Below are 23,182 nucleotides of genomic sequence, written 5' to 3'. Positions count from 1 at the left end.
GTTCGCATTATGATTAAGATAATAAAATGAGAACAAACGTTTGTGAGGGTGATGATAATGACAGTACAATCTAGCAATTGTCAGAATCTATACAAGGATAAAACAAAAACAACGACGAATAAGGCTACTTGGGTACACCATAAAAGAGGGATAACACGAGGGCAAGCTTTATTATCCATATTGCTTATTGTCGTTTTATCCTTTGTAGTGAGCAGTATGATTTTTGGAAAGGAAAAAGTAGCAATTGCAGCTCCTCATGCTCAGCAAGATTCTCTGGTGATTACAATTCAGTCGGGAGATACGCTATGGAGTATAGCAGAAGCTTATAAAGAAAAATCTGGTTTAACAGCTAGAGAATTGATTGAAGAAATCATGAAACAAAATCATTTAGATAACCCGATGATTTATGCAGGAAATGATCTCATTATTCCAACATATCGCTGAGTCCATAACCATAATTTATCTCTCTTCTCCTTTTGTCTTGTGTTATAATAAAAGGAAGTTAGTTGAGGAGGTATCACCATTGGTTACTGATGCAGAAGTAAAACGTATTAATGAATTAGCCAAGAAATCGAAGGGTGTTGGCTTAACTCCAGAAGAAAAAGCGGAGCAACAAGTTCTTCGTCAAAAATACATTGATGCTATGAAGGCTTCCATGAAGGCAAATCTAGATTCTATCCGTTATGTAGAGGATGAGGAACCTAAGCATAAGCACTAACATACGTGATTTCTTCTAATGTTTCCTAGGAAGAGCGACTACACAGATTTATCCACAAGTTAACAGAGGCGATGGAGTTCGCCCTAAGCGCCGATAGGCTAATGACTCCTACCAGTTATATTGCTGGTAGGAGTTTGTTTGTGTATGTAAAGAGAAATGTATGAGAAAGGGGAAAACACATGCCATTTCTGATTGTTGGATTGGCTGGAATGATGGGGGCTGTTTTGCGCTACTTACTGGGAACATGGACATTGGGCTGGTGGGGGCTATCTTTTCCGTTAGGTACCCTATTGATTAATTTCATGGGCTGTATTGGATTGGGAGTTCTGAATCAGTATATCCTGACTCGAAATCAGCTCCCTACATGGTTTACCTTAGGAGTAGGGACTGGGTTTATTGGTTCTTTTACTACCTTTTCTACTTTTAGTGTGGAGACGGTCGCGCTATGGCAGCAGCACCAATATTTGCTCGCTATTTGTTATGTGTTAGCCAGTTTATGGGGTGGGCTACTAATGATAAAGCTTGGTTCTGTGATAGGGACTCGTATAGCAGGGAAAGGGAGCGATGCTGATGCTGTTGAATAGTATAGGAGTAGCATTGGGTGGGTGCCTTGGGGCGATGGCGCGTTTTGGAATGAGTCATTTAATAAATGGTCGTTTTCAAGGGATGTTTCCGCTGGCAACCTGTTGCATCAATATTCTTGGATCTTTTTTATTGGGAGTTATTACAGGTGCTTCTTTTGCTCCATTTTTTTTAGTAGTGGCGGGAACAGGTTTTATGGGAGCCTTCACTACCTTTTCTACATGCAAATGGGAAAGCTATACGTTATTCACAAAAAAGCGTAACCAGTTAGGAGTAGTATACCTATTTGTCAGTTATTCTTTGGGAATTTCATCTGCCGCATTAGGAATGTTTGTTGGGGTACATCTATGACGCTCAACATTTCCCTTGGATTTACCAATTAGTTTTGATAAGATAAATATTCGTTTGATGAAAAGGAGGTTGGACATGTGACCATTCATCATCCTGCATATGAGGAAGAACAAGGCCGACTAGATAAAACGGTACATACCATTGAAAAAGAGATCGGACAACTCCGGGAAGATTTGCGAGAGGCGACTGACGATTATGTCAAACAAGTAGTGAATTCTTCGAAAGCAAGGGACCTCTTTCATCTAGAAAGCACTGTGAAAAAGCCTTATTTTGGTCGGGTAGATTTCATGAAAGAGGAAACATATGAATTGGATTCCGTATACATTGGAAAACGTGGGGTCGTAGAACGCGACACGATGGACAGTGTTGTAGTAGATTGGCGTGCACCCATTGCTAGTCTTTACTACAGTGGTGAGAGCAAGGAGGCTTTTTACCGAACACTACAGGGGATTGTACGGGGAGAAGTAAAGCTAAAACGTAATTTTGCAATAGAAGACGCTCAAATTACAGGAATATATGACGGTGCCTTAAAAGAGACCATTCACCGCGAAATTGGAACTCCAGAAGACTTTCTGGAAGAAGGATATATTGACGAATTTTTAGCTTCTAGTCTGAATCAAAATAACGATAGTCGATTAAAAGATATCGTTGCCACAATTCAAACCGAACAGAATGATATCATTCGTGCAGAAAAAGATAGGGCCATTGTTGTACAAGGGGTAGCGGGAAGCGGAAAGACTACGATTGCCTTACATCGACTCTCATATTTGATCTATAACTATCAGCATTTGATTGCTTCTAGGAAATTTATGGTATTTGCACCAAATAAGCTGTTCTTAACGTATATTGCCGATGTATTGCCCGAATTAGGCGTGGAAGATGTACAACAAGCAACCTTCACGGAGTGGGCAGCTAAACAGGTAAAGGTACTCTTGCCAAAAGGATGGCGTATACTTGACCCAAGCAAGCCCTTATTACTCTTCTTTGAAGATGATGCTAACAAACAAACAGAACAACGCAAAACTTGGCATCGGATGTCATTTAAAGGTTCACTTCACTGTCGTAATATGCTAGATCAGTATATGGATTATTTGTTAAATGAACTGATTGCATATAAGGATTTGCGATTTATTTATAATAAGACAAAGCATGTTTTTGAAATGAAAAAAGAAGAAATCCGCCAGTTGTTTATAGATGAGTTTGCTCATTTACCATATCGCCGTCGATTAGAAGCGTTAACTAAGTATGTAAAACAACACATGACTCAACAATTATTTACCCATTTACGTGAAGCAAAAATTGATTTAGATAAGCCAAGTTTACTGCGTTTTGAGAAAAAGATCGATGAATTGCTTGTCTTGTATTTGGGGAAGTGGCCAAATATAGATCCTTTTACTGTGTACACGCAGCTATTTGGAGATTGGGAACTATTGCGCAACCTTACAAGTGAACAAATTTCGGATGAAGTGTTGCAAGATGTTGTGGATACATCAAAATCATTTTTGGACGAAGAACGTATAGAAGCAGAAGACCTTGCGCCTATTTTATATATGCGTCATCTACTAGAAGGAAGCGGTAAGGAAGCGCCTTTCGATCATACGGTTATTGATGAAGCGCAAGATTTGAGTTATTTAGAGATTTTTGTACTATCTTTGCACACCAAAAATGAGTCAATGACTATTGTAGGGGATTTGGCTCAAGGTATTCATGCCTACCGAGGGTTGGATAGCTGGCAACCAGTTATTAGGAATATCTTTAAAAAGAAAACGGACTTTTTTACATTAGAGCAAAGCTATCGTTCGACCATTGAAATTATGAATTGGTCCAACGTTGTCCTGGAAGGAACTCATTTACCTGAGATTACTGAGGCAAAACCAGTCTTGCGTCATGGTGACGAGCCTTTGTTTTTGCGGGCAAATAAACGGAGTAATATGCTAGATGATATAAAGACACGCATTGAAAAGTCTCTGGACTTTGGTCATCAAACGGTGGCCATTGTGACCAAAACAATTCAAGAGAGCAAAAAAGTTGCCAAGGCGCTAAAGGAAAAAGGGCTTGAACTTCATCTTTTAGGCGTGAAAGATAAGGAATTTCCTGGTGGTGTAACAGTTCTTCCTGCTTATTTGACTAAAGGATTGCAATTTGACGTAGTAATTGTGCTAGACGTAGATAATGAACATTACAGAGATAATGTTATGGATGCCAAGCTACTGTATGTAACCATGTCACGTCCTGTGCATCAACTTTTGTTGTATATTCAAGGGGAAGCTAAGGTGTCCTCATGGTTACGTGCAAAAGATCATGTTATACAAGCGATTTGATAAAAATAGTACAGGATTAATACAGTCGTTTATAAAAATGTTGTAAACATACATGAAAAAACCATGAGCGCTATCCAGTTTGGAACAGTTGTTTGAGTCAATCAGTTTCTGGATAAAAGCGATCATGGTTTTTGTTTTGGTCATATCTGCCTATGTCCTCGTAATTACCACTTGTTCTATTACTTCGATATTTGGATGAAGCGACTGCATAATGGTGCAGTTAGATGGTACCAAGCGCAACGCCTTTTCTAGCTTTTCCAATACAAGATCAGAGCCTGTAATGGTGTATAATAGGCTCACCTTAGTCAAGGGATTAGCACCATCTTCGCTTTGAACCGCATCTATTTGAAGAGTAAGCGAATCATATTGGATACGTTGTTTTTCTAATATTCGGGTAAAGACAATTTGGCTACATCCTGCAATTGCAGAAACTAGCAAATCGATAGGTTTAAAGCCTTCATGACGGTTACTAGAGATGGTTAGAGTTCCAAAGGGGAATGTTGTTTGCAATGTTTGATTGATTTGGTTAAATTGCACGATGATTCCTCCTATTCTGGGTAATAGAAAACCACGAAGAGTGATGTTCTTCGTGGTTTCTTTTAAATGCAAAGCCTTATGTAGAGTGTTACATGTACAATCAAGGTAAGCTAAGCAATAGAGATTAGTGATCCCCTGTGTTGCCTTTGCTTGGATTGGTCACCACAAAACCTTCTTCTGGAACATACAGATAATCTACTACGACTCCATCCAGTAGTTCTTCGGACGTTTGCAAGAGGACATCAATTTCTTTATCAGTAGAAACAACGGTATCCTGCTCTGAAGGTTTGTCCAATGTCATGCCATAATGAGCGTGTGTACCATGTTTGTGCGTGATATATACACGAAGTTTTAAGTCTTTATCTGTTTCTTGAGCCATAATTTCATTAATTTTTTTTGCGGCATTACGAGTAATTTTTGCTTTCATCATCGAAGACTCCTTACCTTGTTAGGATGAGTTCATCATAACAAACTTCCCTTCCTTGTGGCAAACCTCTTACGCACTTATAAGTAAACATAATAATAAAAAAGGAAGAAAAGCGAAAATAGATAGGAGAAAGAAGCTTAGGGTCGTCTTACAAGGTAGATGTGGATAGTGGGTTGCCAAGAAACGAAACTGGCAACCCAAACTAGCTATCCCTAATAAAATGCTCCAGGCCAATCGTACCATCCAAGCGAAGATAAATATGCATCAGTAAATGCATCTTCTTCACGAGAAGGATAAGACAATTCATGCTCATCAACAAAAAATAATTCACTAGGTTCTACATGTCGATGTGGATCATAATTCATGGAGAAAAGCCCCCTTTACAACAAATAGTTTGTCCCGTTTTGAGAAGAAATACGACTTTGAAATTTTTTGCAAAAGGGTATTGAATATCAAAAAGGTTCATGATATACTCATTCTTGTTGTCAAGCAAATGAGTAGTTGCTACTAGACATGCCGGTGTAGCTCAATTGGTAGAGCACCTGACTTGTAATCAGGGGGTTGTGGGTTCAAGTCCTATCGCCGGCACCATTTATGGGGAGATAGTGAAGTGGCTAAACACGGCAGACTGTAAATCTGCTCCCTCCGGGTTCGGCGGTTCGAATCCGTCTCTCCCCACCATATTTGTTAGGTAAGCACCTTGACTGTTGGTCACGGTGCTTTTTTTATACCATCATAACATGTAAAATATTTGGTTGAGATGAATAGGGTAAAACTAAGACTTTGTTTATGTTAGGACATGAGAAAGCTGACTTTGTAAATATAATCAACAGCCAAAATTATCTGGTAGAGCCAAGAAGTACCATAATCACATTTTTATTGAAAATAAATTAAATTTCACCTTGTCTAAATTGTGTATTCTTTTGATATTTCTCGCGTCTGAATAAAATAAGAGGGGTCAATTTGTCTGTTGTTGAGGTAAAGTAATAGGAGAGTTCTCTAAGCGAAAATATGGTGGAAGTAGTTCTTTGTCATGCGATTAAATGGTAGCTCTGTTTGTCATACTAGAAGATAGGAAATTATAAACTGAGGTGGTTACGTGATTTCACGAGAAGATATTATGAAGGTTCAAGAACAAATGAATCGGGAAGTAAGTAAACTTGTCAATATTGTATTATTAGACAGTCAACAAGTGGCCGGTGAAATTTCTGAAGTGACGCATGAGGGGATTCTTTTATCTGATGGGCGAACATACATGTATGAAAATATCAAGGAGATTAACGGATTGTAAAAATGAAAGCGGTAACAATCAGAAACCTGAAAAACAGAACTATCGCTATCTTGTTAGTTCTGTTTTCAATTGTGCTAAAAGGGACCTAAAAACCATCACGTATCAAGCTATTATACGATAAATACATCTTCTTTTTTGAAGGAATAGGGGGCTAAGACACCCCCTGACGTAGTTTACAGACCTGTGATGGGGAAGAAATATTTTAATGCATCGGGTAATACACGTTGCCAGAATCCCCAGACATGATCACCATGATCTTCAATGTAGGCAATACGTGCTTGCTTTTGTTCAAGAACAGTCTTCATTCGCTGGTTGTAATCCAAGAAATCGTAAGTACCTGTACTGGTTTCTACTTGCAACTCTTCCAAACCAACAATCATCCACATATGCATCCAGGATAAATCAGTTGTCTTTTCTGCTTCAACAATGGAGGCATCAAAGAACGCACCTGATAAAGAAATTATTTTATGGAACAGATGAGGGTAATCAAGGGCTAAATGGAAAGAGACTGTACCACCTAAAGAGTCACCAGCTAGAATCCGGCTATCCGTATCTTGGCGGATTGGATATTTTTCTTCAATATAAGGGACAAGTTCCTCTGCGAAGAATCGTTTGTACCCAGGGTTTCTTTCACCTACATGTGAGTATTCGCTGGTGCGTTTACTACGCTCGTTCGAGACACCGACAATAATCATAGGCTCCATGCCTTCTTCAAGAATAAGGCGATTAGCGATTGTAGCAATTCGACCCATTGTAAAGAACTCGTTTCCATCCTGACAGTAGATGACCGGGTAGGAGAGCATGTCGTTGTAGCCCGGTGGTAAATACACTTTCACTTGACGCGGAGCATCTAGGTAGCTACTGGTAAGTTCTTCTTTGATGATGGTTCGTTTTAGAATGTCTGACATCGAATGGAGACCTCCCGACAATTGTTCTCAGTTTAAAAAAATTTAATTAAAGACTTGCAAAAAAATGATACAGAACTTATCATTGATAATAACAGGAACAAGTAAAACCCTGTAATGACTATATTATAACACAAAAAACAGAGTCATGAACTGAAATATAACAGTTAAAATAACTTTTATATAGTTCGCGTATACAGGGCTTCTGTATCTTCTAAAAAATGTAATTTTACTCCAAACAAAAACTCCGTTAATGAGGTGAGCTAAATGACTGTATCTACTGCTGTAGAACATATCGGTCACAATGAGCCGTTGCAAATTCTGGCTCAGGATGGAACTGTCATTAATCCTGAAATGATGCCTAAGCTTTCTGATGAAGAACTTCGCGAAATTATGCGTCGTATGGTATTCACTCGCGTATGGGATCAACGTGCAATTAGTTTGCAACGTCAAGGTCGTCTTGGTTTCGTAGCTCCAGTTTCTGGACAAGAAGCTACTATGGTTGGTTCTGAATTTGCTTTGAGCAAAGAAGATTTCATCCTACCAAGCTACCGTGACCTTCCACAAATGGTATGGCATGGTGTTCCTATGTATCAAGTATTCTTATGGTCCCGTGGACATGTTGAAGGTGGACGTTACCCTGAGGGTGTTAACGTATTGATGCCACAAATCATCATTGCAGCACAATGTACGCAAGCGACTGGTGTAGCAATGGGCTTTAAACTTCGTGGAGAAAAGAAAGTAGCAATCAACTACTTCGGTGATGGTGCTACTTCTCAAGGTGATTTCTATGAAGCAATGAACTATGCGGGTGTATATAACCTGCCAGTTATCTTCTTTAACCAAAACAATGGTTATGCGATCTCCTTGCCGTTTGCTAAACAAACAAAATCCGAAAACATCGCTGTCAAATCTGTAGCAGCTGGTATCTCCAGTGCTCGTATTGATGGTATGGACGTTCTTGCAGTTGTAAAAGCGACTCAAGTTGCGAGAGAGCGCGGTATCAACGGTGGAGGAGCTACATTGATCGAAGCTCTTACATATCGTTTCGGACCTCACTCCATGTCTGGTGATGATCCAACTCGTTACCGTACAGGTGAAGAGCAATCCGAATGGGAACAAAAAGATCCATTAATTCGTTTCCGTAAGTTCTTAGAAACAAAAGGACTATGGAGCGAACAAGATGAAGAAGCAGTAATTGAAGAGGCAAAAGCCCATGTTGCTGAGCAAATCAAGAAAGCTGACGAAACAGCAAAAATGAAAGTTTCTGAGCTTATTGATGTGATGTTCGAAACTTTGCCTCCACACCTAGAAGAACAAAAAGCAGAATATCTGGCAAAGGAGTCGAAGTAAGCCATGGCAAATTTGACAATGATTCAAGCCATTACAGATGCAATGCGTATTGAATTGGCACGCGACCCTCAAGTTCTAGTATTTGGGGAAGACGTGGGTAACAATGGTGGTGTATTCCGTGCAACAGAAAATCTGCAAAAAGAGTTTGGCGAAGATCGCGTATTTGATACGCCTCTAGCTGAATCTGGTTTTGGTGGATTGGCAGTAGGTCTTGGGGTAAACGGATTCCGTCCAGTTGTTGAGATCCAGTTCTTTGGTTTCGTTTTTGAAACAATTGATGCGATTACAACTCAAGCTGCTCGTATGCGTTTCCGTTCTGGTGGAAAATTCACTAGCCCGATCGTATTCCGCTCTCCTTTTGGTGGTGGCGTAAAAACACCTGAGTTGCACTCTGACTCTCTAGAAGGTATTTTCCTTCAAACACCAGGTGTGAAAGTAGTAATTCCTTCTAACCCTTACGATGCAAAAGGCCTTTTGATTTCCGCGATCCGTGATAACGATCCGGTTATCTTCCTTGAGCATATGAAACTATATCGTTCTTTCCGTCAAGAAGTACCAGAAGGCGAGTACACTATTCCATTGGGTAAAGCCAATATCGTTCGTGAAGGTACTGATGTTACCATCATCACATACGGTGCAATGGTACAAACTAGCATGAAGGCTGCTGAAGAATTGGAAAAACAGGGGAAAAGCGTTGAAGTTATCGACTTGCGTACGATTTCTCCATTAGATATGGAAACTATTCTGGCTTCCGTCCAAAAAACAAATCGTGCAATTGTTGTACAAGAAGCTCAACGTACCGCTGGTGTTGCTGCTGAAATCATCGCGCAAATCAACGAAAAAGCTATCTTACATCTAGAAGCGCCTGTTCTTCGTATCGCACCTCCAGATTCCGTGTTCCCTTTTGCACAAGTAGAAGATGCTTGGTTGCCTGACGTAAAAGGTATTGTTGACGGCGTGAACCGCGTATTGGAGTTCTAAGATTCGTATAATCAACGGCGGAAAGTAAGCTTTCCGCCTTCTTTCTCGAAACCGATAGGAGGGAATTATAGTGGCACGATTTGAATTTAAACTGCCAGAAACCGGTGAAGGTATCCACGAAGGCGAAATTGCAAAGTGGCATATTGCTGTAGGAGATACAATTGAAGAGGATCAAGTTATCCTAGAAGTACAAAACGATAAATCCATGGTAGAACTACCGTCTCCTGTAGCAGGTAAAGTTCTTGAGATTACAGTTAGCGAAGGCACTGTTTCCATGCTAGGTGACACACTTTGTGTTATTGAAGTGGAAGGCGCATTACCTGAAGGTCAAGATCATGGTCATGGTGGCGAAAGTCATGCAGCACCAGCTCCTGCTACTCAAGAAGCTACTAAAGCACCTGCGGCAGCTCCTGCTCCACAAGCAGTTGCTCAAGGTGGTGCATCAATTGATCGCAAGCATGTGCTTGCTACTCCTTCCGTGCGTAAATATGCTCGTGAAAAAGAAATCGACTTGACATTTGTACCAGGTACAGGTGGTAAAGTTGGTCGCATTACAAAAGCTGATGTAGATGCTTATCTTGCTGGAGGCGCTACTGCACCTGCTCAAGAAACTGCAGCTCCTCAAGTGGCTCAAACTTCCCAAGCTGCAGCAGCTACACCTACACAACACTATGCAGCACAAGCTTTCGAATTGGAAGAGCGCGTACCTTTGAAAGGTATCCGTAAAGCCATTTCTAAAGCAATGGTTAAATCTAAATATACAGCTCCACATGTTACATTGTTTGACGAAGTAGACGTTACTGGCTTGGTGAACCTACGTAAAGAAGGTAAACCACTAGCTATGGAACAAGGAATTAAATTGACTTACCTTCCATTTATTGTTAAAGCAGTGGTAGCTGGTCTGAAAAAATTCCCAATCCTTAATACTTCTATGGATGATGAAGCACAAGAAATCATCTTCAAGAAGTACTACAACATTGGTATTGCAACATCTACAGAAGACGGCTTACTCGTACCTGTAGTTAAAAGCGCAGATCGCAAATCCATCTTCGAAATCTCAGCTGAGATTAACGAATTAGCTGGTAAAGCTCGTGATCGTAAAGCAACTGCCGATGAAATGAAAGGTTCTACTTTCAGCATCACAAACATCGGTTCCGCTGGTGGAATGTTCTTCACTCCAGTGATCAACCATCCTGAAGTTGCCATTTTGGGTGTAGGTCGCATTGAAGAAAAACCAGTAGTGAAAAACGGCGAGATTGTTATTGCACCAGTTTTAGCGTTGTCTCTAAGCTTTGATCACCGTCTAATCGATGGAGATCCAGCGCAACGTTTTATGAACTTTATCAAGAAGCTTCTGGAGAACCCAACACTATTGGTCATGGAGGGATAACAAGATGGTAGTAGGAGAATTCGTAGAAGAAATTGATGTAGTAGTCATTGGGGCAGGTCCTGGTGGTTATGTCGCAGCAATCCGCGCAGCTCAAATGGGGAAAAGCGTGGTTGTAGTAGAACGTGGTAACGTAGGTGGCGTATGCTTGAACGTGGGTTGTATCCCATCAAAAGCACTTATCCATGCTTCTCACGTTTATGAAAATGCACAACATGGTGAGGCCATGGGTATTACCATGGATAACGTTAAAGTTGACTATGCTAAAGTGCAAGAGTGGAAAAGTGGCATCGTGAAACAATTAACTGGCGGCGTTGCTTCTTTGTTCAAAGGCAATAAAATACGTCTAGTTTCTGGAGAAGCGTTCTTCTTGTCTGAAAATGAGATTAGCGTTTATGACGAAAATGAATCTCATAAATTTAAGTTCAACAATGCGATTATCGCAACTGGTTCCCGTCCGTTCGAACTTCCAGCGTTTAAATGGAGCAAGCGGGTATTGTCCTCTACTGAGGTATTAGGCCTTAGCGAACTTCCTAAACGTATGGTAGTTATCGGTGGTGGATACATTGGTGTTGAGCTAGGTACGGTTCTTGCTAAATTTGGTACAGAACTTACAATCCTTGAAGGTGCTGACCATATTTTACCAGGTTTCGAACAAGACATGACTCGTCTAGTAGAACGTCGTCTGAAAAAGCATAACGTCAAAATTCATACCAAAGCTCTTGCAAAAGGTGTGGAAGAAACAGAAAACGGTGTAGTAGTGAAAGCAGAAGTAAAAGGCGAAGAAATGTCCTTTGAAGCTGATTATGTACTAGTTACTGTTGGCCGTAAGCCTAACACAAATGATATCGGTCTTGAAGCAATCGGCGTGAAAATGAACGATCGCGGACTGATCGAAGTTGATAAACAAGGTCGTACAAGCGTACCAAGCATCTATGCGATTGGTGACATTGTTCCAGGTCTTGCTCTAGCTCACAAAGCTTCTTATGAAGGTAAAGTGGCGGCTGAAGCAATCGCAGGACACGCGGCAGAAGTGGATTACAAGTGCATTCCTTCCGTTGTATTCTCTGATCCAGAAATGTCCAGCGTTGGTATCTCCGAAAAAGAAGCAAAAGAACAAGGTCTAGATGTAGTTGTGGGTCGTTTCCCTTATGCTGCTAACGGACGTGCTCTATCTGTTAATGCAGGCGAAGGATTTGCAAAAATCATCGCTGACAAAGAAACAGGTGTAGTTCTAGGTGCACAATTTGTTGGTGAAGATGCTTCTAACATCGTATCTGAAGTAGCTTTGGCTATTGAAATGGGTGCTACATTAGAAGATATCGAACTAACTATCCATGCTCACCCAACCTTGGGAGAAGTAACATTGGAAGCCGCAGAATTGGCGCTTGGTCGTCCGATTCACGTGGTAGTAAAGTAAAAATATATAATGGCTATATAGAAAAAGGTTGCTGGAATATCCGGCAGCCTTTTTCTTTTTACACGTATAAGAATTCATAACTACTATGTCTTTTATATTTAGATTAAGGATAAATTTTGGAACCAGAGCGTTTAAACTCTTCTGCTTTTTGAGAAAGCCCTGTTTTAATCGTTGGATCATCAAGAATCGGCATATTTTTTTCTGTTATATTTTTGCCAACCATCTCCTTCAATTCATGACTAATCTTCATACTACAAAACTTCGGTCCACACATAGAGCAAAAATGCGCGGTTTTGGCTGGTTCAGCGGGAAGAGCTTCATCATGATAATCGCGAGCACGTTCGGGATCTAATGATAAATGAAATTGATCGTGCCAACGAAATTCAAAACGGGCTTTTGACATAGCATCATCCCAAGATTGAGCTAGTGGATGACCCTTTGCCAGATCAGCTGCATGTGCTGCGATTTTGTAGGCGATGACACCTTCTTTTACATCGTGCTTGTTAGGTAGTCCTAAATGTTCTTTTGGTGTTACATAACATAGCATCGCAGTACCAAACCAGCCGATCATGGCAGCACCAATGGCAGATGTGATGTGATCGTAGCCTGGTGCAATATCTGTAGTAAGTGGTCCCAGTGTATAGAAGGGGGCTTCCTGACAGATTTTTTGTTGAATATCCACGTTTTCTTTAATCTTGTGCATTGGAACATGTCCTGGTCCTTCAATCATGACTTGAACATCATATTCCCAAGCAATTTTAGTTAGTTCCCCTAAGGTTTCTAATTCTGCCATCTGAGCGGCATCATTAGCATCCGCAATAGAACCAGGACGTAGACCATCACCTAAGGAGAGGGAGATATCGTAGGAACTAGCAATCTCACATATCTCACGGAAATGTGTATATAAAAAATTCTCTTGATGATAGGTAAGGCACCAGGAAGCCATAATGGAACCTCCACGAGAAACAATGCCTGTCAGTCGACCCATGGTAAGTGGAATGTAGCGAAGCAAGAGGCCTGCATGCACCGTGAAGTAGTCTACACCTTGTTCCGCCTGTTCAATTAGCGTTTCTCGGTACAACTCCCACGATAAATTCTCGGGCTTTCCTCCTGCTTTCTCCAAAGCTTGATACAAAGGGACGGTTCCAACAGGCACAGGAGCATTGCGGAGAATCCATTCACGGGTCATATGAATGTTTTTGCCAGTAGATAGATCCATAATGGTATCTGCTCCCCAACGAATAGCCCAGACCATTTTTTCCACTTCATCTTCAATAGAAGAGAGAACAGCAGAATTTCCGATATTAGCATTAATTTTTACCAAAAAATGTTTGCCGATAAGCATAGGCTCTACCTCAGGGTGGTTAATATTAGCTGGCAGAATAGCTCGTCCACTGGCAATTTCTTTTCGCACCGTATCTGGATCCATTCCCTCGCGAATGGCTGCAAATTCCATTTCAGGTGTAATGATACCTTTGCGTGCGTAATGAAGCTGCGTAACTCGTTGTCCCAGGCGGGCTCGTAAGGGTTGACGTTTTTCAAAGGATTGAACGGGAAGTGGCTTCGTATTTATTTCAGTAGGGGGAGGATTTTTGCAGTATCCATATGACTCCGTATCATTTCGCTCGATAATCCAAGCAGACCGGAGTGGGGGAAGACCTTTGGTTACATCAAGCTTTTCATGTAGGGCTGCATCTGTGTAAGGACCGCTTGTATCATACACTAGCAAAGAAAGATTCGGTGTAACTCTACCTTGTTGATCGACAGTTGGAGAGAGCGTAATTTCACGAAACGGAACAAGGAGATCAAGTCGTGAGCCTGTCACATACTTTTTGCAGCTTGCAGGAAAAAAAGATGGAGTCGATAAAAAAGACATTGTTAAACCTCCCAACATGTTTTGGCAACTAGCTGGTACGGTAGGAGCGATAAACCAAAAAAGCCGTACAGCAAAGGCTGACGGCTCTTATCCATACAAAACAAACATGCTGAAATAAACGAAAGATTCGTATGGGATCGTTTCCTACGCTGGCATTATCCAGATCAGGTTTCACGGTCGGTAGCAGAGTACTCCACCCTCTCAGCCTGGCTTAATCCAAGCTCCCGTATCCATATGTAGTTGCTCTTATACCTTATCATATGGAAAAATGTGGGTCAATAGGATTGGCGCAACATTAACGATGGAAATGCCATCAGTAAAAGAGGGGGTTGTCCGAATGCTTCAGGTCGATATGTATATACAGGATGGCGTAAATACCAACTAATGTATAAGTGAAGGCTGTTTAGTGTTAACTCAACACCTTTGATTCTATTTTCAAAAAGAAGGATTGTCCCTATGCGATCTCCATTTCTTGCGCTGGGAAACATCGATAATAAAAAATGACTAATATGTTCACGTGAAGAATGAAAATGAGTAAGTAATTGTTGTTGCATGATAGTGAGTACGGGATACTGATTGTTCCAGGTAGAGTGAAAAATGAGTCGTATATAAGAGGTTAAGAATAATATAAATCGGTGGAATAGAAGCTCGGGATCATCATTGTAATCTTGTTCAATTGGAGGTGTATGTGAAGGTCTTCGTTCTTTGTATATGCGCATATTTTGTTCGAAGGAGTGCATAAAGGTACGAAGGGGTAAAGTAGTCACAAATTCAAATTGCTCTTCTAACTCTTGTATGCCACATGTCAGAATAGGGGTAAATAATAGGGGTATTTGATCAACAAACAGCGGGGTAAAGTAAAGTAGTTCATTAAATAAGTGTTCGTGTTTCATCATTTGTATCATTTCTACATACTCAGGGTGATGTAAAAAATGAACAAATCTTTGCGTAAGCATATGCAAGCTACCCGCTACTTCAAGCATAGGAGATATTTCAAGAAATACTAAAGCTTCCTCAGGTATATTCATATCAATTGAAATCATATAATCCCCCTTTCCCACTTATGTTTATCATAAACAAGAGGAGATGGACAAAATTAGAAAAACCGCCGCTCCAACCAAATGGAAAAGGCGATTTTTCTATCAGAAGATTAACCTTTGCGAGTCTTGATTTGATGGGTATGATTCTGTTGTTTTACCTTTTTCGTACCTGGTTGCGGTTCCCCTGTTTGTTCTAAACCACGAAATTGGTTATTATAAGTTTGATGCGGATTTTCTACTAAGAAATCATCTTTAGCCATCCTTATCAACTCCTTCGTGATTAGTATGGGAGGGAAAATGGTATCACATGCACAGGGAAGTGTTTGCAGACCTGTGAATTTTAGTTAAATAGGAGAGGACAGATTTCCATGAAAAAAAGAAGAATGTTTATGGCAGCGATGGCTAGCTTATTACTTGTGACAGGTTGTGGTGGAAACCAATCGGATACTACACCAACTGAACAAGCCCAAGATATAAAGGTAAATCAGGTAGATCTCACAGCTGAACTGAAACTCACAGAGAAAGCAGTTATTGGACAAACTACACTGGCTCAGCTGGAAAAAACATATGGACCTGCTGTAGAAAAAAAGACAATTAAAAGTAATTTTCGAAGCAATTTAAAAGCAGAGAATGGACCAAATCCAGAAGTGGAGCAAGAAGTAGCTTTTATCAAGATTAATCCGTTAACAGGAGCAAAGTGGGACAAGGCTTATCCCTTATATTTCACCAAAACCGCTGATCCTACATTGGTAGCTGCCCAAGTGATGTTAAAACGAGGAGATTTGATGAAAAAACTAGAGGGTGGCAAGCTAAGTATAGAAGATGTTAAAAAGGTTTATGGAGCACCAACTCGCGATTTAGGAAGAGTTCTGGAGTATTATGATTTCAAAAATAAAGCAGTCTTGCATGTAATTGTAACGGAGGATAATCAGATTTCTACCATGTTGACCCATTACGGGCTTTTGTATGCGGACAAGCCTGAAGATAGAATTGAAAATGAAAATATTATTAAACGTTTGAGTCAAGAAAAAGGATCAACTTCAAAATAAAACAGGAATCAGTCATTAAATGACTCACTTGACCTATTAATTAGCCGTAACGAATGGAGGGACACATCATGCCTACCTTGATTGCACCAGTGTTTAATACCGAAACAGATGAACCACTTCGTATACAGCTTAATGAGGATTTCTATTTGGTATCTGGCTTTGAGCCCCTATACAAGATTTGTCATGAACGCTTGCGTCCACAGATGAACGAGAATAGGCTCCATTTTGAAGAGAAAGTGAAACCAAATTCCCTTTTTCTTTATGCGGAGTATCCTACCTTAAAAGTAAAAGAGGATCGCCCCTTTATAACTGAGATAGAAAATCGATTAAATATGGCAAATGGAGAGGGGGTCTGTTCCATTCCTTACCTATTAACTATGGAGGAAAATCGGTATGGGATAAATTATTTAAAACGATCATTAGATGGACCAAAGTTTATGTATACCGATCAAACAGAGGGATTGTTCAAACGCTTGATGAATGAGGATATCTCGTTTCCGACCGTCCCGTATCGCAGGTATTTATTAGCCTTGGAAAAGAAATCGTTAGAGGATGAGTTGTTGGATTTATGGATTGCTTTGGAATCTTTGTTTGTTCCAGATGGAAAAAAGGGAGAAATTACGTACAAGGTGCGTGCCAGAATTGCTTATTATCTGGGGCAAACACCGGAAGAACGTATTAGAATTTCCAATTTTATTAAAACCTCTTACAATCATCGTTCTGAAGTGGTTCACAGTGGTAAGGATTTGGGAAATACGATTAAAGAAGAAATACAAATACTACGCCAGATTGCCAGAGCAACCCTCATTAATTTAGCATTGGAAAAAACGAATTTACAAAAATTGAGGGAACAACTGGATAATTTGGTGCTAACCGGTAAAACTTATAAAGAGCAGTATTCACCAGCCTATTTTGAGAAAATCGTCTTGCCATAGGAACGACGACGGTAAATGAAGTGGAATAGTAAACGGGTTATGTAAAAAGTAAACAAAAAAGCAGCTACTTTTTCTATGAGTAGCTGCTTTTTTTTGCACGCAAACAAATGCTTAAGAACGCTCAAACCTTTTGTTTTTAAGCAAGATTACGAATATGCTTGATTAAACCTATTGAACCTGCTTCGACTAACTCATACACATAATCAAATCTGCCTGTAAAGTATGGGTCTTCTACTTCTGTTTCTTTATAAGCTGGAGCGTAATCCATTAGCATAGTAACATTTTTAGCATCTGGAGCCAATGTGCGTAGTTTTTCTACGTTTGAATTGTCCGCAGACAAATAAAACACGAACCATGTGAAACCCCCTAACCTTCATCTGTACAAAACAAAAACCTCGGCCATCAAATCGCCGAGGTTATTTGTTAACCTGCTCACATACCTTTTATTAGTATACCATCCATGCATTTGGTAACCAACGACCACGTGGGTCGTCATTTGCGGATTTAGTGAGAACGTTACCTTTATCAACCATCATAGAAGAGGTACCGCCGTCCATTGCCATTCCATTTACGGCACCGTATTCTTCTAGCAGATCAGCCATATCTTTCATACTTGCCCCGATAGAATGCTTTTGGCGACCATCAATTACAATGAACAAAATGGTGCCATCAGCTGTCTGTCCAACAGCTGTACGTGGGGCGATTCCCCAGCTAATGGGGTCTTTCCCAGCGAAGAGATTCTTACCATTTACCATCAATTGTGGACGGAATGACATAGCATCTCTGATATTCATTTTCAGAAGTTCTTTGGAGGTATAACGTCCTGTGATTAATTTCCCGTTGTAATCAATCCCAAGCACGGTGTCCCCATTAGATGGATTGTAATCTTGTAGCAGTTTACCATCTACAATGACTAATCCAGCAGCTTGACTGCCGTACCCCATAAAATTGGGATCATAAAAGCCACTTGCATTTACCCCACCTATTGCATTTGTGCGCTCTGAAAACTCACTAATCCATTCACCACGTGGTTTTCCGCGGTTCTGCTTGTTCCCAGTGGTTTGAATTAAATGAACGCGATTTGGATCTGACACTTTCATGACGTATCCTTTAAAGTAATGAGCAGGATTAAAGTTTTTCTCAACGGGAATAACTTCAGTCAGTTCTTTTTGAACAGGATTTTCTTCTGGTTTATCTACTTTAGCAGGAGTTGTACTAATCTCTGCGGGCGAAACTGAATTAATCGCTTCTGGATTATTAATCTCAGCACGTAGGGAATTAAGCGCGTCTTCCCCTACCAGTGTATATTTAGCCCAACTGGAGTGTTGTGTGGTTAGCAACGTTCCAGCAAGCCATAGCCGCAAGTCATGTGTCAGGTAAAAGCCAGCGACTAGTACAACGAAGGTTACAATACTTGCGATCATTACTTTCATTCTGCGTTTCGCTTTCCTCTTTTTTGATCTTCGCATAGGCGGTTGATCTTTAGAGCTGCGAGAACGGGTTAAAGGTGCCTCTGACATGTATCTCATTCCTATCTAGCTTAATATGATATTCGAACGTGCAAGTAGTTCCATTTATATGACGCACATCTGAATAAAAGGTTACGACCTTTTTCACCTAGATCTAGCATAGCCTTTTGTCGTGCCATCAGCATGCTTTATCTGGATCTGGGCAAACTACTTGTGGAGGTGAGGTTCATGCGTGAATTTGATAAAGAGTTCCAAGACCAAGTAGAAGAGTACAGGAAAAATCCACCGGGTACTCTTAACCAGCATAGTGAGAAAGACCGTCATGACAAAATGGAAAAACGGGAGACGCGAGTGGACTCTAACTCCTAACCTGATACGTAAAGGCGATGACTCTCTATGAGAAATCGCCTTTTTAGTAAATACATATAATTAATAGAAGTAAGGATCGATTTTCATACCTTGGGTTTTCTTCTTGCCAAGAAAATGGTAAGCTAGTCTGTACGAACTATTTGGTTGTAGGAGGATTTCTTCAGTGTCTAACGATTTTATGCAAATTACACGAGGCCCCATTGTAACATTTCTAAGGGAACGTGGCTATGAAAAGCTAACTCCTATTCAAGCACAAACCTTACCTGTCATTCTAGAGGGAAAAGATGTCATAGCCGAATCCCCTACTGGATCGGGCAAAACGATGGCATATCTATTACCTCTTGTCCAAAAATTAGATGAAACAAAAAAAGAATTACAAGTGTTAGTTTTGGCACCTACTCAAGAGTTAGTTATGCAAATCTATCGCGAGGCAACGCAATTATTAGCTTCTATAGGTATGCATGCCGCTGCACTTATTGGTGGTGTCGATACGAAGCGCCAGGTGGAAAAGCTAAAAACCCATCCAGCTATTGTAATTGGAACGCCAGGCCGTGTAAAAGAACTACTGGAATTACGTAAATTAAAAGTTCACACAGTGCAAAGTGTAGTAATCGATGAGGCCGACCGCATGCTGGACCGTGGATTTGCTAATCCAGTACAGGACGTACTGCGCCGTTTAATGCGTGACACGCAACGTTTGTTTTTCTCAGCGACATTATCTAAACAAACACAAACCATGATAAACGGTATGGCTCGTGAACCGATAGTCATTGCGACTGAGGCTCCAGATAGCAAATACGAGGTGCTACATTTTTACTTAGTGGAAGAGGGACGTAAAAAAGCAGATGCGCTTCGTCGTCTAATTCGTTTGGTAGATGCCAAAAAAACACTTGTTTTTTTGAATACCATTGAACGAGTTGACGAAATCACAGATAAGTTAACTTACCATCATTTAGAGTGCGAGCTTTTACACCGTGATACGCCTAAAGTGGATCGAGCCAAAGCTCTGCAACATTTCCGTGATGGAAAACTCCCTGTACTGATCGTGACAGACGTGGCCGCCCGTGGTATTGATATCTCTGACGTTGAGCTGGTCATTCACTACGATCCAGCTACAGATGCGGATACCTATGTTCACCGGAGTGGTAGAACGGGACGTATGGGCAAGGCTGGGTTGGTGTTTTCAATTGTGTTGCCAAACCAGCGTTTTATCATCCAAAAATTCTCTAAACAAAAACAAATTCTTATCCAGGAAAAAACGATGTCTCATGGCGCATTAGTTGATCCGAGTGGGGAGCGAAAGCCTTATTCCGGGCAGAAAATGACACCACGTCGCGAGTCTTCAAATGGAGATCGCACACAAGGTAAGCGCGATCCTTCGAAAGGTCGTTCCTAAAACATTGTTCATTTGCCGAGAAAGTACATAAGCCTCCCCTAACTGTGACACATTAGTAGGGTACAAACATTCCTTGTTAACGGAAGGTGGAAGGGCTTGTGCGTAGAAATCGGTTGTATGAAGAGAAGCTATTGGTAAATGGGCCGATTGGTGGCGAAAAGTTGTCCAGTCAGGAGCGCCAAACCTTGCAAAACGAAGCAGAAGAATTAAAAGAGCGTATGGAACAAGCAAAACAGGAAGAGATTGTCGAATAGGGTTCCACGCTAAAAAGAGCGGCTGCTTAAGCCGCTCTTTTACCTTGATACAGTGATATCCTGATGGATGGTTTATTTAGGGCGTTTGGATAGCAGATAAAATAAAAAGCAAAAACTGATGCCAAGAATGATCATCCAGATAATGCTAGTAAAAGGCAAATTGCTCAATGTATTCTCTCCTCCTAATATGCCTAACCTGTTTATGCAAAATTGCTCCGTATCTCCAATGTAAGCAAATCATCTGTTATAATCAAGTTCTGATAGCTAGAACGTGGGAAATAGAGAGAAGGGGAAACATTTTTATGAATTTTAGTATCGACTGGATTTCCTTTTTTGTATTGGAGCAAATAGATGATGAGGGAACGAAGCAGGTACGCATGTCAAAAATTCTCTCGCATGATGAGTATGAGCGTAGCGAACTAAAAACGTTCCTTGATGGCGAATTTACAAAGATTGCTAAACGAAAAGTAGAGAAAAATCCCTTACATGATGCGGCTGCAACCAAATTAGGGCAATTTATTTTAGAGCCTGGACATCCGTTAGACTCTAATCCCAATTATGGATTGTTTAAACGTTTGTTGCATTCTACATCAAAAGAAGATATCAAAGCAAATTCTCTGGACCTGCTCCAATCCTATTTAAAAACTCCGCAAGTTCGTGGTGGCGTGCTTTTAATAGTCAAAGCCAAGTTGGACAAGCTGGATGATCATTTCTTATTTTTGTTAAAATGTGATTTTGAACAAAAAACAGCAGTGATTACGGATGAAAACAGCTTGATATCCAATGTAGAAATGGCGATTAATGCGAAAAATATGAAATCAATCATGTATCCTTTCATGGAAGAAGAGGGTATGGTAGACATCTATCATGTTAAAATTCACCAATTCTCGCATGCTCGCTATTTCGAAGAGTTTCTCAAGTTTATTGAGTATCCTAGAACCATCACGGAAATTGTCTCCCAAGAAGTAATCTCGCTTGCAAAGCAGCATATTGAATACACCTATCCGGATGACTCACCGCAACGTCAGCAAGAGGAAGAAGAAATTGAGCTGATCGCTGCTAGTCCGAAACGTGAGCTTGCAGAGAAATGGGAACATGAGACGGTTATGGAAGCTATGCATATCATTACCGATCACCAGCCCGAAATTGAACTGAAATTTAAGCTGGATCACTTGCAAGTAAGAGCAATGCTGTCCGATTACGGCACACAAATGCATATTGCCAAGGTGGCTGGTCGTTATGTTGTCCTGTTGGAAGGAGACATCTTGCAATTTGAAAAAGGTTTTTCTCCTGTGGAATTTTTAAAACCCAAAACTCTTCATGAACTAGTAGACGATATTGAGAAAAGGGCTAATGAAGCTACTACTCATCCTGGGTACCCAGAGGATAACATTGAAAAAACTCCTAGTATGGAAGCAGTACCAGCATCAGCGCCTACAGATGATACTCCACCTTGGTAGAATCACATATCCTAGAACGCGTCAAATAGAAAGAAAATATAGCTATCAGACAAAGCGAGGGGTGAGCAGATGAGCTACAATCATGATCAGGAACAAAGTCACGATGAAAAGGGTCGTGAATCCATCCAGAAGCGTGTAAAAGAACTATTGGAGCGAGAATTACCTGTAGGCTGGAGCTGTCTTGTAGATGGAGAGCAGATTACGTTACAAGTTGCCATTGAAGGCGAAATTCATGAGCGGTCCATTCCGCTACAGTCTCTATACAAGCAAGTTGAAGACTCACCTGACAACCGTCGTGAACTCTTATATCGCTACATACAGCATATTATGGCGGCAGTTAAAGGGGCTACTGATACGCCTACATTGGCTGGCAACGAACAACATGTGTACCCAGTGTTACGTCATTCATCATTTTTTGATCATCCTAAAGCTAAAACACTATTAACTCATCCCCATACAGCAGAAACGAAAATTGCCTATGCATTGGATCGAGAGGATGGTTATGTTTTACTTGATGAAAAAATGTTGCAAGAGGCGGAGTGGAGCAAAGAACAGTTGCATGACCTAGCTATGGACAATCTTGAGGCATCTCCCTACACGATCAAAGCCGATCAGGTAGGGGAGCATGTTCTTTATTTTCTCAATTCCCAAGATGGATATGCTGCAAGTCGTATTTTAATACCGAGTATCCTACATGAATTTGAGGGGAAAAAGAAAGGTAAGTTGCTGGGAACGGCGATTCCTCATCAGGACGTCATGATTATTGGTGATCTGGCAAATGATAAAGGGGCACAATTGTTAGCTCAAGTGACACACCATTTTGCAAGTAAAGGTGACGTGCCTATATGCCCGTTGCCCTTCATCTATCAACAAGGGGAGCTGGAGACCTATTTGGTCGTCAGTCCCAATCAGAAAGGATAAGAATGATGTTAACGAAAATTGAAAAAGAATTACTAGAAGAATGTATGGATGATCTGTATGCTGATTTTAGCGATTACAAAAAAAGCTTGAAGCCCGGTGAAGAAATGAATGCAACGTATAAGACGTTTGTAAGCATCACG

General features: G+C 40.7%; 22 protein-coding genes, 2 tRNA genes, 1 pseudogene and 1 riboswitch. Of the genes and pseudogenes, 17 read left to right on the top strand and 8 right to left on the bottom strand.

Annotated elements, in window-relative coordinates; genetic code table 11:
* The first annotated feature begins 57 nt into the window (after window positions 1–57).
* From EEL30_22475 to EEL30_22455, 5 genes are all read left to right on the top strand, one after another.
* Window positions 58–444 carry a LysM peptidoglycan-binding domain-containing protein gene (locus EEL30_22475; protein QDX94808.1) on the top strand — a complete coding sequence of 129 codons (387 nt, stop codon included), beginning with the start codon at window positions 58–60 and terminating at the stop codon, window positions 442–444.
* 79 nt (window positions 445–523) lie between these two features.
* Window positions 524–718 (top strand): DUF896 domain-containing protein, encoded by a 195-nt coding sequence (locus EEL30_22470; protein QDX94807.1) that lies wholly within the window; start codon window positions 524–526, stop codon window positions 716–718.
* 179 nt (window positions 719–897) lie between these two features.
* On the top strand, window positions 898–1,302 hold the full coding sequence (gene crcB / locus EEL30_22465; protein QDX94806.1) for a fluoride efflux transporter CrcB: 405 nt from the start codon (window positions 898–900) through the stop codon (window positions 1,300–1,302).
* Entirely contained in the window at window positions 1,289–1,651 is a 363-nt protein-coding gene (locus EEL30_22460; protein QDX94805.1) for a chromosome condensation protein CrcB, read from the top strand. The genes crcB and EEL30_22460 overlap by 14 nt, the downstream gene beginning before the upstream one ends.
* Before the next feature lie 77 nt (window positions 1,652–1,728).
* Window positions 1,729–3,972 (top strand): RNA helicase, encoded by a 2,244-nt coding sequence (locus EEL30_22455; protein QDX94804.1) that lies wholly within the window; start codon window positions 1,729–1,731, stop codon window positions 3,970–3,972.
* Between the two features lie 150 nt (window positions 3,973–4,122).
* On the opposite strand, the gene EEL30_22450 is transcribed toward EEL30_22455, so the two are convergent.
* Entirely contained in the window at window positions 4,123–4,509 is a 387-nt protein-coding gene (locus EEL30_22450) for an OsmC family peroxiredoxin (protein QDX94803.1), read from the bottom strand.
* 124 nt (window positions 4,510–4,633) lie between these two features.
* Window positions 4,634–4,936, bottom strand: a complete 303-nt coding sequence (locus EEL30_22445) for an iron-sulfur cluster assembly accessory protein (protein QDX94802.1) — start codon at window positions 4,934–4,936, stop codon at window positions 4,634–4,636.
* Between the two features lie 515 nt (window positions 4,937–5,451).
* Between EEL30_22445 and EEL30_22440 the strand changes: the two genes are divergently transcribed.
* The 3 genes from EEL30_22440 (at window position 5,452) to EEL30_22430 (ending at window position 6,227) form a co-directional block, all read left to right on the top strand.
* Window positions 5,452–5,527 (top strand) — tRNA-Thr (locus EEL30_22440).
* A 5-nt stretch (window positions 5,528–5,532) separates the two neighbouring features.
* Window positions 5,533–5,617, top strand: a tRNA-Tyr gene (locus EEL30_22435).
* 418 nt (window positions 5,618–6,035) lie between these two features.
* The gene (locus tag EEL30_22430) at window positions 6,036–6,227 is read left to right on the top strand and encodes a hypothetical protein (GenBank protein QDX94801.1); all 192 of its coding nucleotides are present in this window, start codon (window positions 6,036–6,038) and stop codon (window positions 6,225–6,227) included.
* 173 nt (window positions 6,228–6,400) lie between these two features.
* On the opposite strand, the gene EEL30_22425 is transcribed toward EEL30_22430, so the two are convergent.
* Window positions 6,401–7,135, bottom strand: coding sequence for an esterase family protein (locus tag EEL30_22425; protein ID QDX94800.1), 735 nt, complete (start codon window positions 7,133–7,135; stop codon window positions 6,401–6,403).
* A 264-nt stretch (window positions 7,136–7,399) separates the two neighbouring features.
* Here EEL30_22425 and pdhA point away from each other — a divergent pair, with 264 nt between their 5' ends.
* From pdhA to lpdA, 4 genes are all read left to right on the top strand, one after another.
* Window positions 7,400–8,485 carry a pyruvate dehydrogenase (acetyl-transferring) E1 component subunit alpha gene (gene pdhA, locus EEL30_22420; GenBank protein ID QDX94799.1) on the top strand — a complete coding sequence of 362 codons (1,086 nt, stop codon included), beginning with the start codon at window positions 7,400–7,402 and terminating at the stop codon, window positions 8,483–8,485.
* A 3-nt stretch (window positions 8,486–8,488) separates the two neighbouring features.
* Window positions 8,489–9,466, top strand: a complete 978-nt coding sequence (locus EEL30_22415; protein ID QDX94798.1) for an alpha-ketoacid dehydrogenase subunit beta — start codon at window positions 8,489–8,491, stop codon at window positions 9,464–9,466.
* A gap of 70 nt (window positions 9,467–9,536) precedes the next feature.
* Window positions 9,537–10,856 carry a 2-oxo acid dehydrogenase subunit E2 gene (locus EEL30_22410; protein QDX94797.1) on the top strand — a complete coding sequence of 440 codons (1,320 nt, stop codon included), beginning with the start codon at window positions 9,537–9,539 and terminating at the stop codon, window positions 10,854–10,856.
* Between the two features lie 4 nt (window positions 10,857–10,860).
* The gene (lpdA, locus tag EEL30_22405) at window positions 10,861–12,273 is read left to right on the top strand and encodes a dihydrolipoyl dehydrogenase (protein QDX94796.1); all 1,413 of its coding nucleotides are present in this window, start codon (window positions 10,861–10,863) and stop codon (window positions 12,271–12,273) included.
* 103 nt (window positions 12,274–12,376) lie between these two features.
* Here lpdA and thiC read toward each other — a convergent pair whose 3' ends face one another.
* From thiC to EEL30_22390, 3 genes are all read right to left on the bottom strand, one after another.
* Window positions 12,377–14,149 carry a phosphomethylpyrimidine synthase ThiC gene (gene thiC / locus EEL30_22400; protein ID QDX94795.1) on the bottom strand — a complete coding sequence of 591 codons (1,773 nt, stop codon included), beginning with the start codon at window positions 14,147–14,149 and terminating at the stop codon, window positions 12,377–12,379.
* 121 nt (window positions 14,150–14,270) lie between these two features.
* Window positions 14,271–14,387, bottom strand: a riboswitch (TPP riboswitch).
* Window positions 14,388–14,424: 37 nt separating this feature from the next.
* Entirely contained in the window at window positions 14,425–15,192 is a 768-nt protein-coding gene (locus EEL30_22395; GenBank protein ID QDX94794.1) for a hypothetical protein, read from the bottom strand.
* A 107-nt stretch (window positions 15,193–15,299) separates the two neighbouring features.
* Window positions 15,300–15,449 carry a small acid-soluble spore protein P gene (locus tag EEL30_22390; GenBank protein QDX94793.1) on the bottom strand — a complete coding sequence of 50 codons (150 nt, stop codon included), beginning with the start codon at window positions 15,447–15,449 and terminating at the stop codon, window positions 15,300–15,302.
* Between the two features lie 108 nt (window positions 15,450–15,557).
* Between EEL30_22390 and EEL30_22385 the strand changes: the two genes are divergently transcribed.
* Window positions 15,558–16,238, top strand: coding sequence for a hypothetical protein (locus tag EEL30_22385; protein QDX94792.1), 681 nt, complete (start codon window positions 15,558–15,560; stop codon window positions 16,236–16,238).
* Between the two features lie 68 nt (window positions 16,239–16,306).
* Entirely contained in the window at window positions 16,307–17,173 is an 867-nt protein-coding gene (locus tag EEL30_22380; GenBank protein QDX94791.1) for a hypothetical protein, read from the top strand.
* Between the two features lie 136 nt (window positions 17,174–17,309).
* Here EEL30_22380 and EEL30_22375 read toward each other — a convergent pair.
* Window positions 17,310–17,504, bottom strand: a pseudogene (locus EEL30_22375) (low molecular weight phosphotyrosine protein phosphatase).
* A 115-nt stretch (window positions 17,505–17,619) separates the two neighbouring features.
* Window positions 17,620–18,693, bottom strand: coding sequence for a phosphodiester glycosidase family protein (locus EEL30_22370; GenBank protein ID QDX94790.1), 1,074 nt, complete (start codon window positions 18,691–18,693; stop codon window positions 17,620–17,622).
* Between the two features lie 481 nt (window positions 18,694–19,174).
* Here EEL30_22370 and EEL30_22365 point away from each other — a divergent pair, with 481 nt between their 5' ends.
* The 3 genes from EEL30_22365 (at window position 19,175) to EEL30_22355 (ending at window position 23,042) form a co-directional block, all read left to right on the top strand.
* On the top strand, window positions 19,175–20,407 hold the full coding sequence (locus tag EEL30_22365; GenBank protein QDX94789.1) for a DEAD/DEAH box helicase: 1,233 nt from the start codon (window positions 19,175–19,177) through the stop codon (window positions 20,405–20,407).
* A 556-nt stretch (window positions 20,408–20,963) separates the two neighbouring features.
* On the top strand, window positions 20,964–22,121 hold the full coding sequence (locus EEL30_22360; protein ID QDX94788.1) for a DUF3900 domain-containing protein: 1,158 nt from the start codon (window positions 20,964–20,966) through the stop codon (window positions 22,119–22,121).
* A 69-nt stretch (window positions 22,122–22,190) separates the two neighbouring features.
* A complete protein-coding gene (locus tag EEL30_22355) occupies window positions 22,191–23,042 on the top strand; it encodes a DUF1444 family protein (protein ID QDX94787.1) in 852 nt (283 codons plus the stop codon).
* Window positions 23,043–23,182: the final 140 nt, after the last annotated feature.

This window comes from Brevibacillus laterosporus, assembly GCA_007833815.1.
GTDB classification, from domain to species: domain Bacteria; phylum Bacillota; class Bacilli; order Brevibacillales; family Brevibacillaceae; genus Brevibacillus_B; species Brevibacillus_B laterosporus_D.
The sequence above is the reverse complement of the archived record's forward strand: the minus strand, read 5'-3'. Positions and strand labels throughout refer to the sequence as shown.

Coding starts and splice junctions, on each gene's coding strand:
- EEL30_22475 (QDX94808.1), top strand. CDS start 58: ATGACAGTACAATCTAGCAATTGTCAGAATCTATACAAGGATAAAACA.
- crcB (QDX94806.1), top strand. CDS start 898: ATGCCATTTCTGATTGTTGGATTGGCTGGAATGATGGGGGCTGTTTTG.
- EEL30_22460 (QDX94805.1), top strand. CDS start 1,289: ATGCTGTTGAATAGTATAGGAGTAGCATTGGGTGGGTGCCTTGGGGCG.
- EEL30_22445 (QDX94802.1), bottom strand. CDS start 4,936: ATGAAAGCAAAAATTACTCGTAATGCCGCAAAAAAAATTAATGAAATT.
- EEL30_22425 (QDX94800.1), bottom strand. CDS start 7,135: ATGTCAGACATTCTAAAACGAACCATCATCAAAGAAGAACTTACCAGT.
- pdhA (QDX94799.1), top strand. CDS start 7,400: ATGACTGTATCTACTGCTGTAGAACATATCGGTCACAATGAGCCGTTG.
- EEL30_22415 (QDX94798.1), top strand. CDS start 8,489: ATGGCAAATTTGACAATGATTCAAGCCATTACAGATGCAATGCGTATT.
- lpdA (QDX94796.1), top strand. CDS start 10,861: ATGGTAGTAGGAGAATTCGTAGAAGAAATTGATGTAGTAGTCATTGGG.
- thiC (QDX94795.1), bottom strand. CDS start 14,149: ATGTCTTTTTTATCGACTCCATCTTTTTTTCCTGCAAGCTGCAAAAAG.
- EEL30_22395 (QDX94794.1), bottom strand. CDS start 15,192: ATGATTTCAATTGATATGAATATACCTGAGGAAGCTTTAGTATTTCTT.
- EEL30_22390 (QDX94793.1), bottom strand. CDS start 15,449: ATGGCTAAAGATGATTTCTTAGTAGAAAATCCGCATCAAACTTATAAT.
- EEL30_22385 (QDX94792.1), top strand. CDS start 15,558: ATGAAAAAAAGAAGAATGTTTATGGCAGCGATGGCTAGCTTATTACTT.
- EEL30_22380 (QDX94791.1), top strand. CDS start 16,307: ATGCCTACCTTGATTGCACCAGTGTTTAATACCGAAACAGATGAACCA.
- EEL30_22370 (QDX94790.1), bottom strand. CDS start 18,693: ATGTCAGAGGCACCTTTAACCCGTTCTCGCAGCTCTAAAGATCAACCG.
- EEL30_22360 (QDX94788.1), top strand. CDS start 20,964: ATGAATTTTAGTATCGACTGGATTTCCTTTTTTGTATTGGAGCAAATA.
- EEL30_22355 (QDX94787.1), top strand. CDS start 22,191: ATGAGCTACAATCATGATCAGGAACAAAGTCACGATGAAAAGGGTCGT.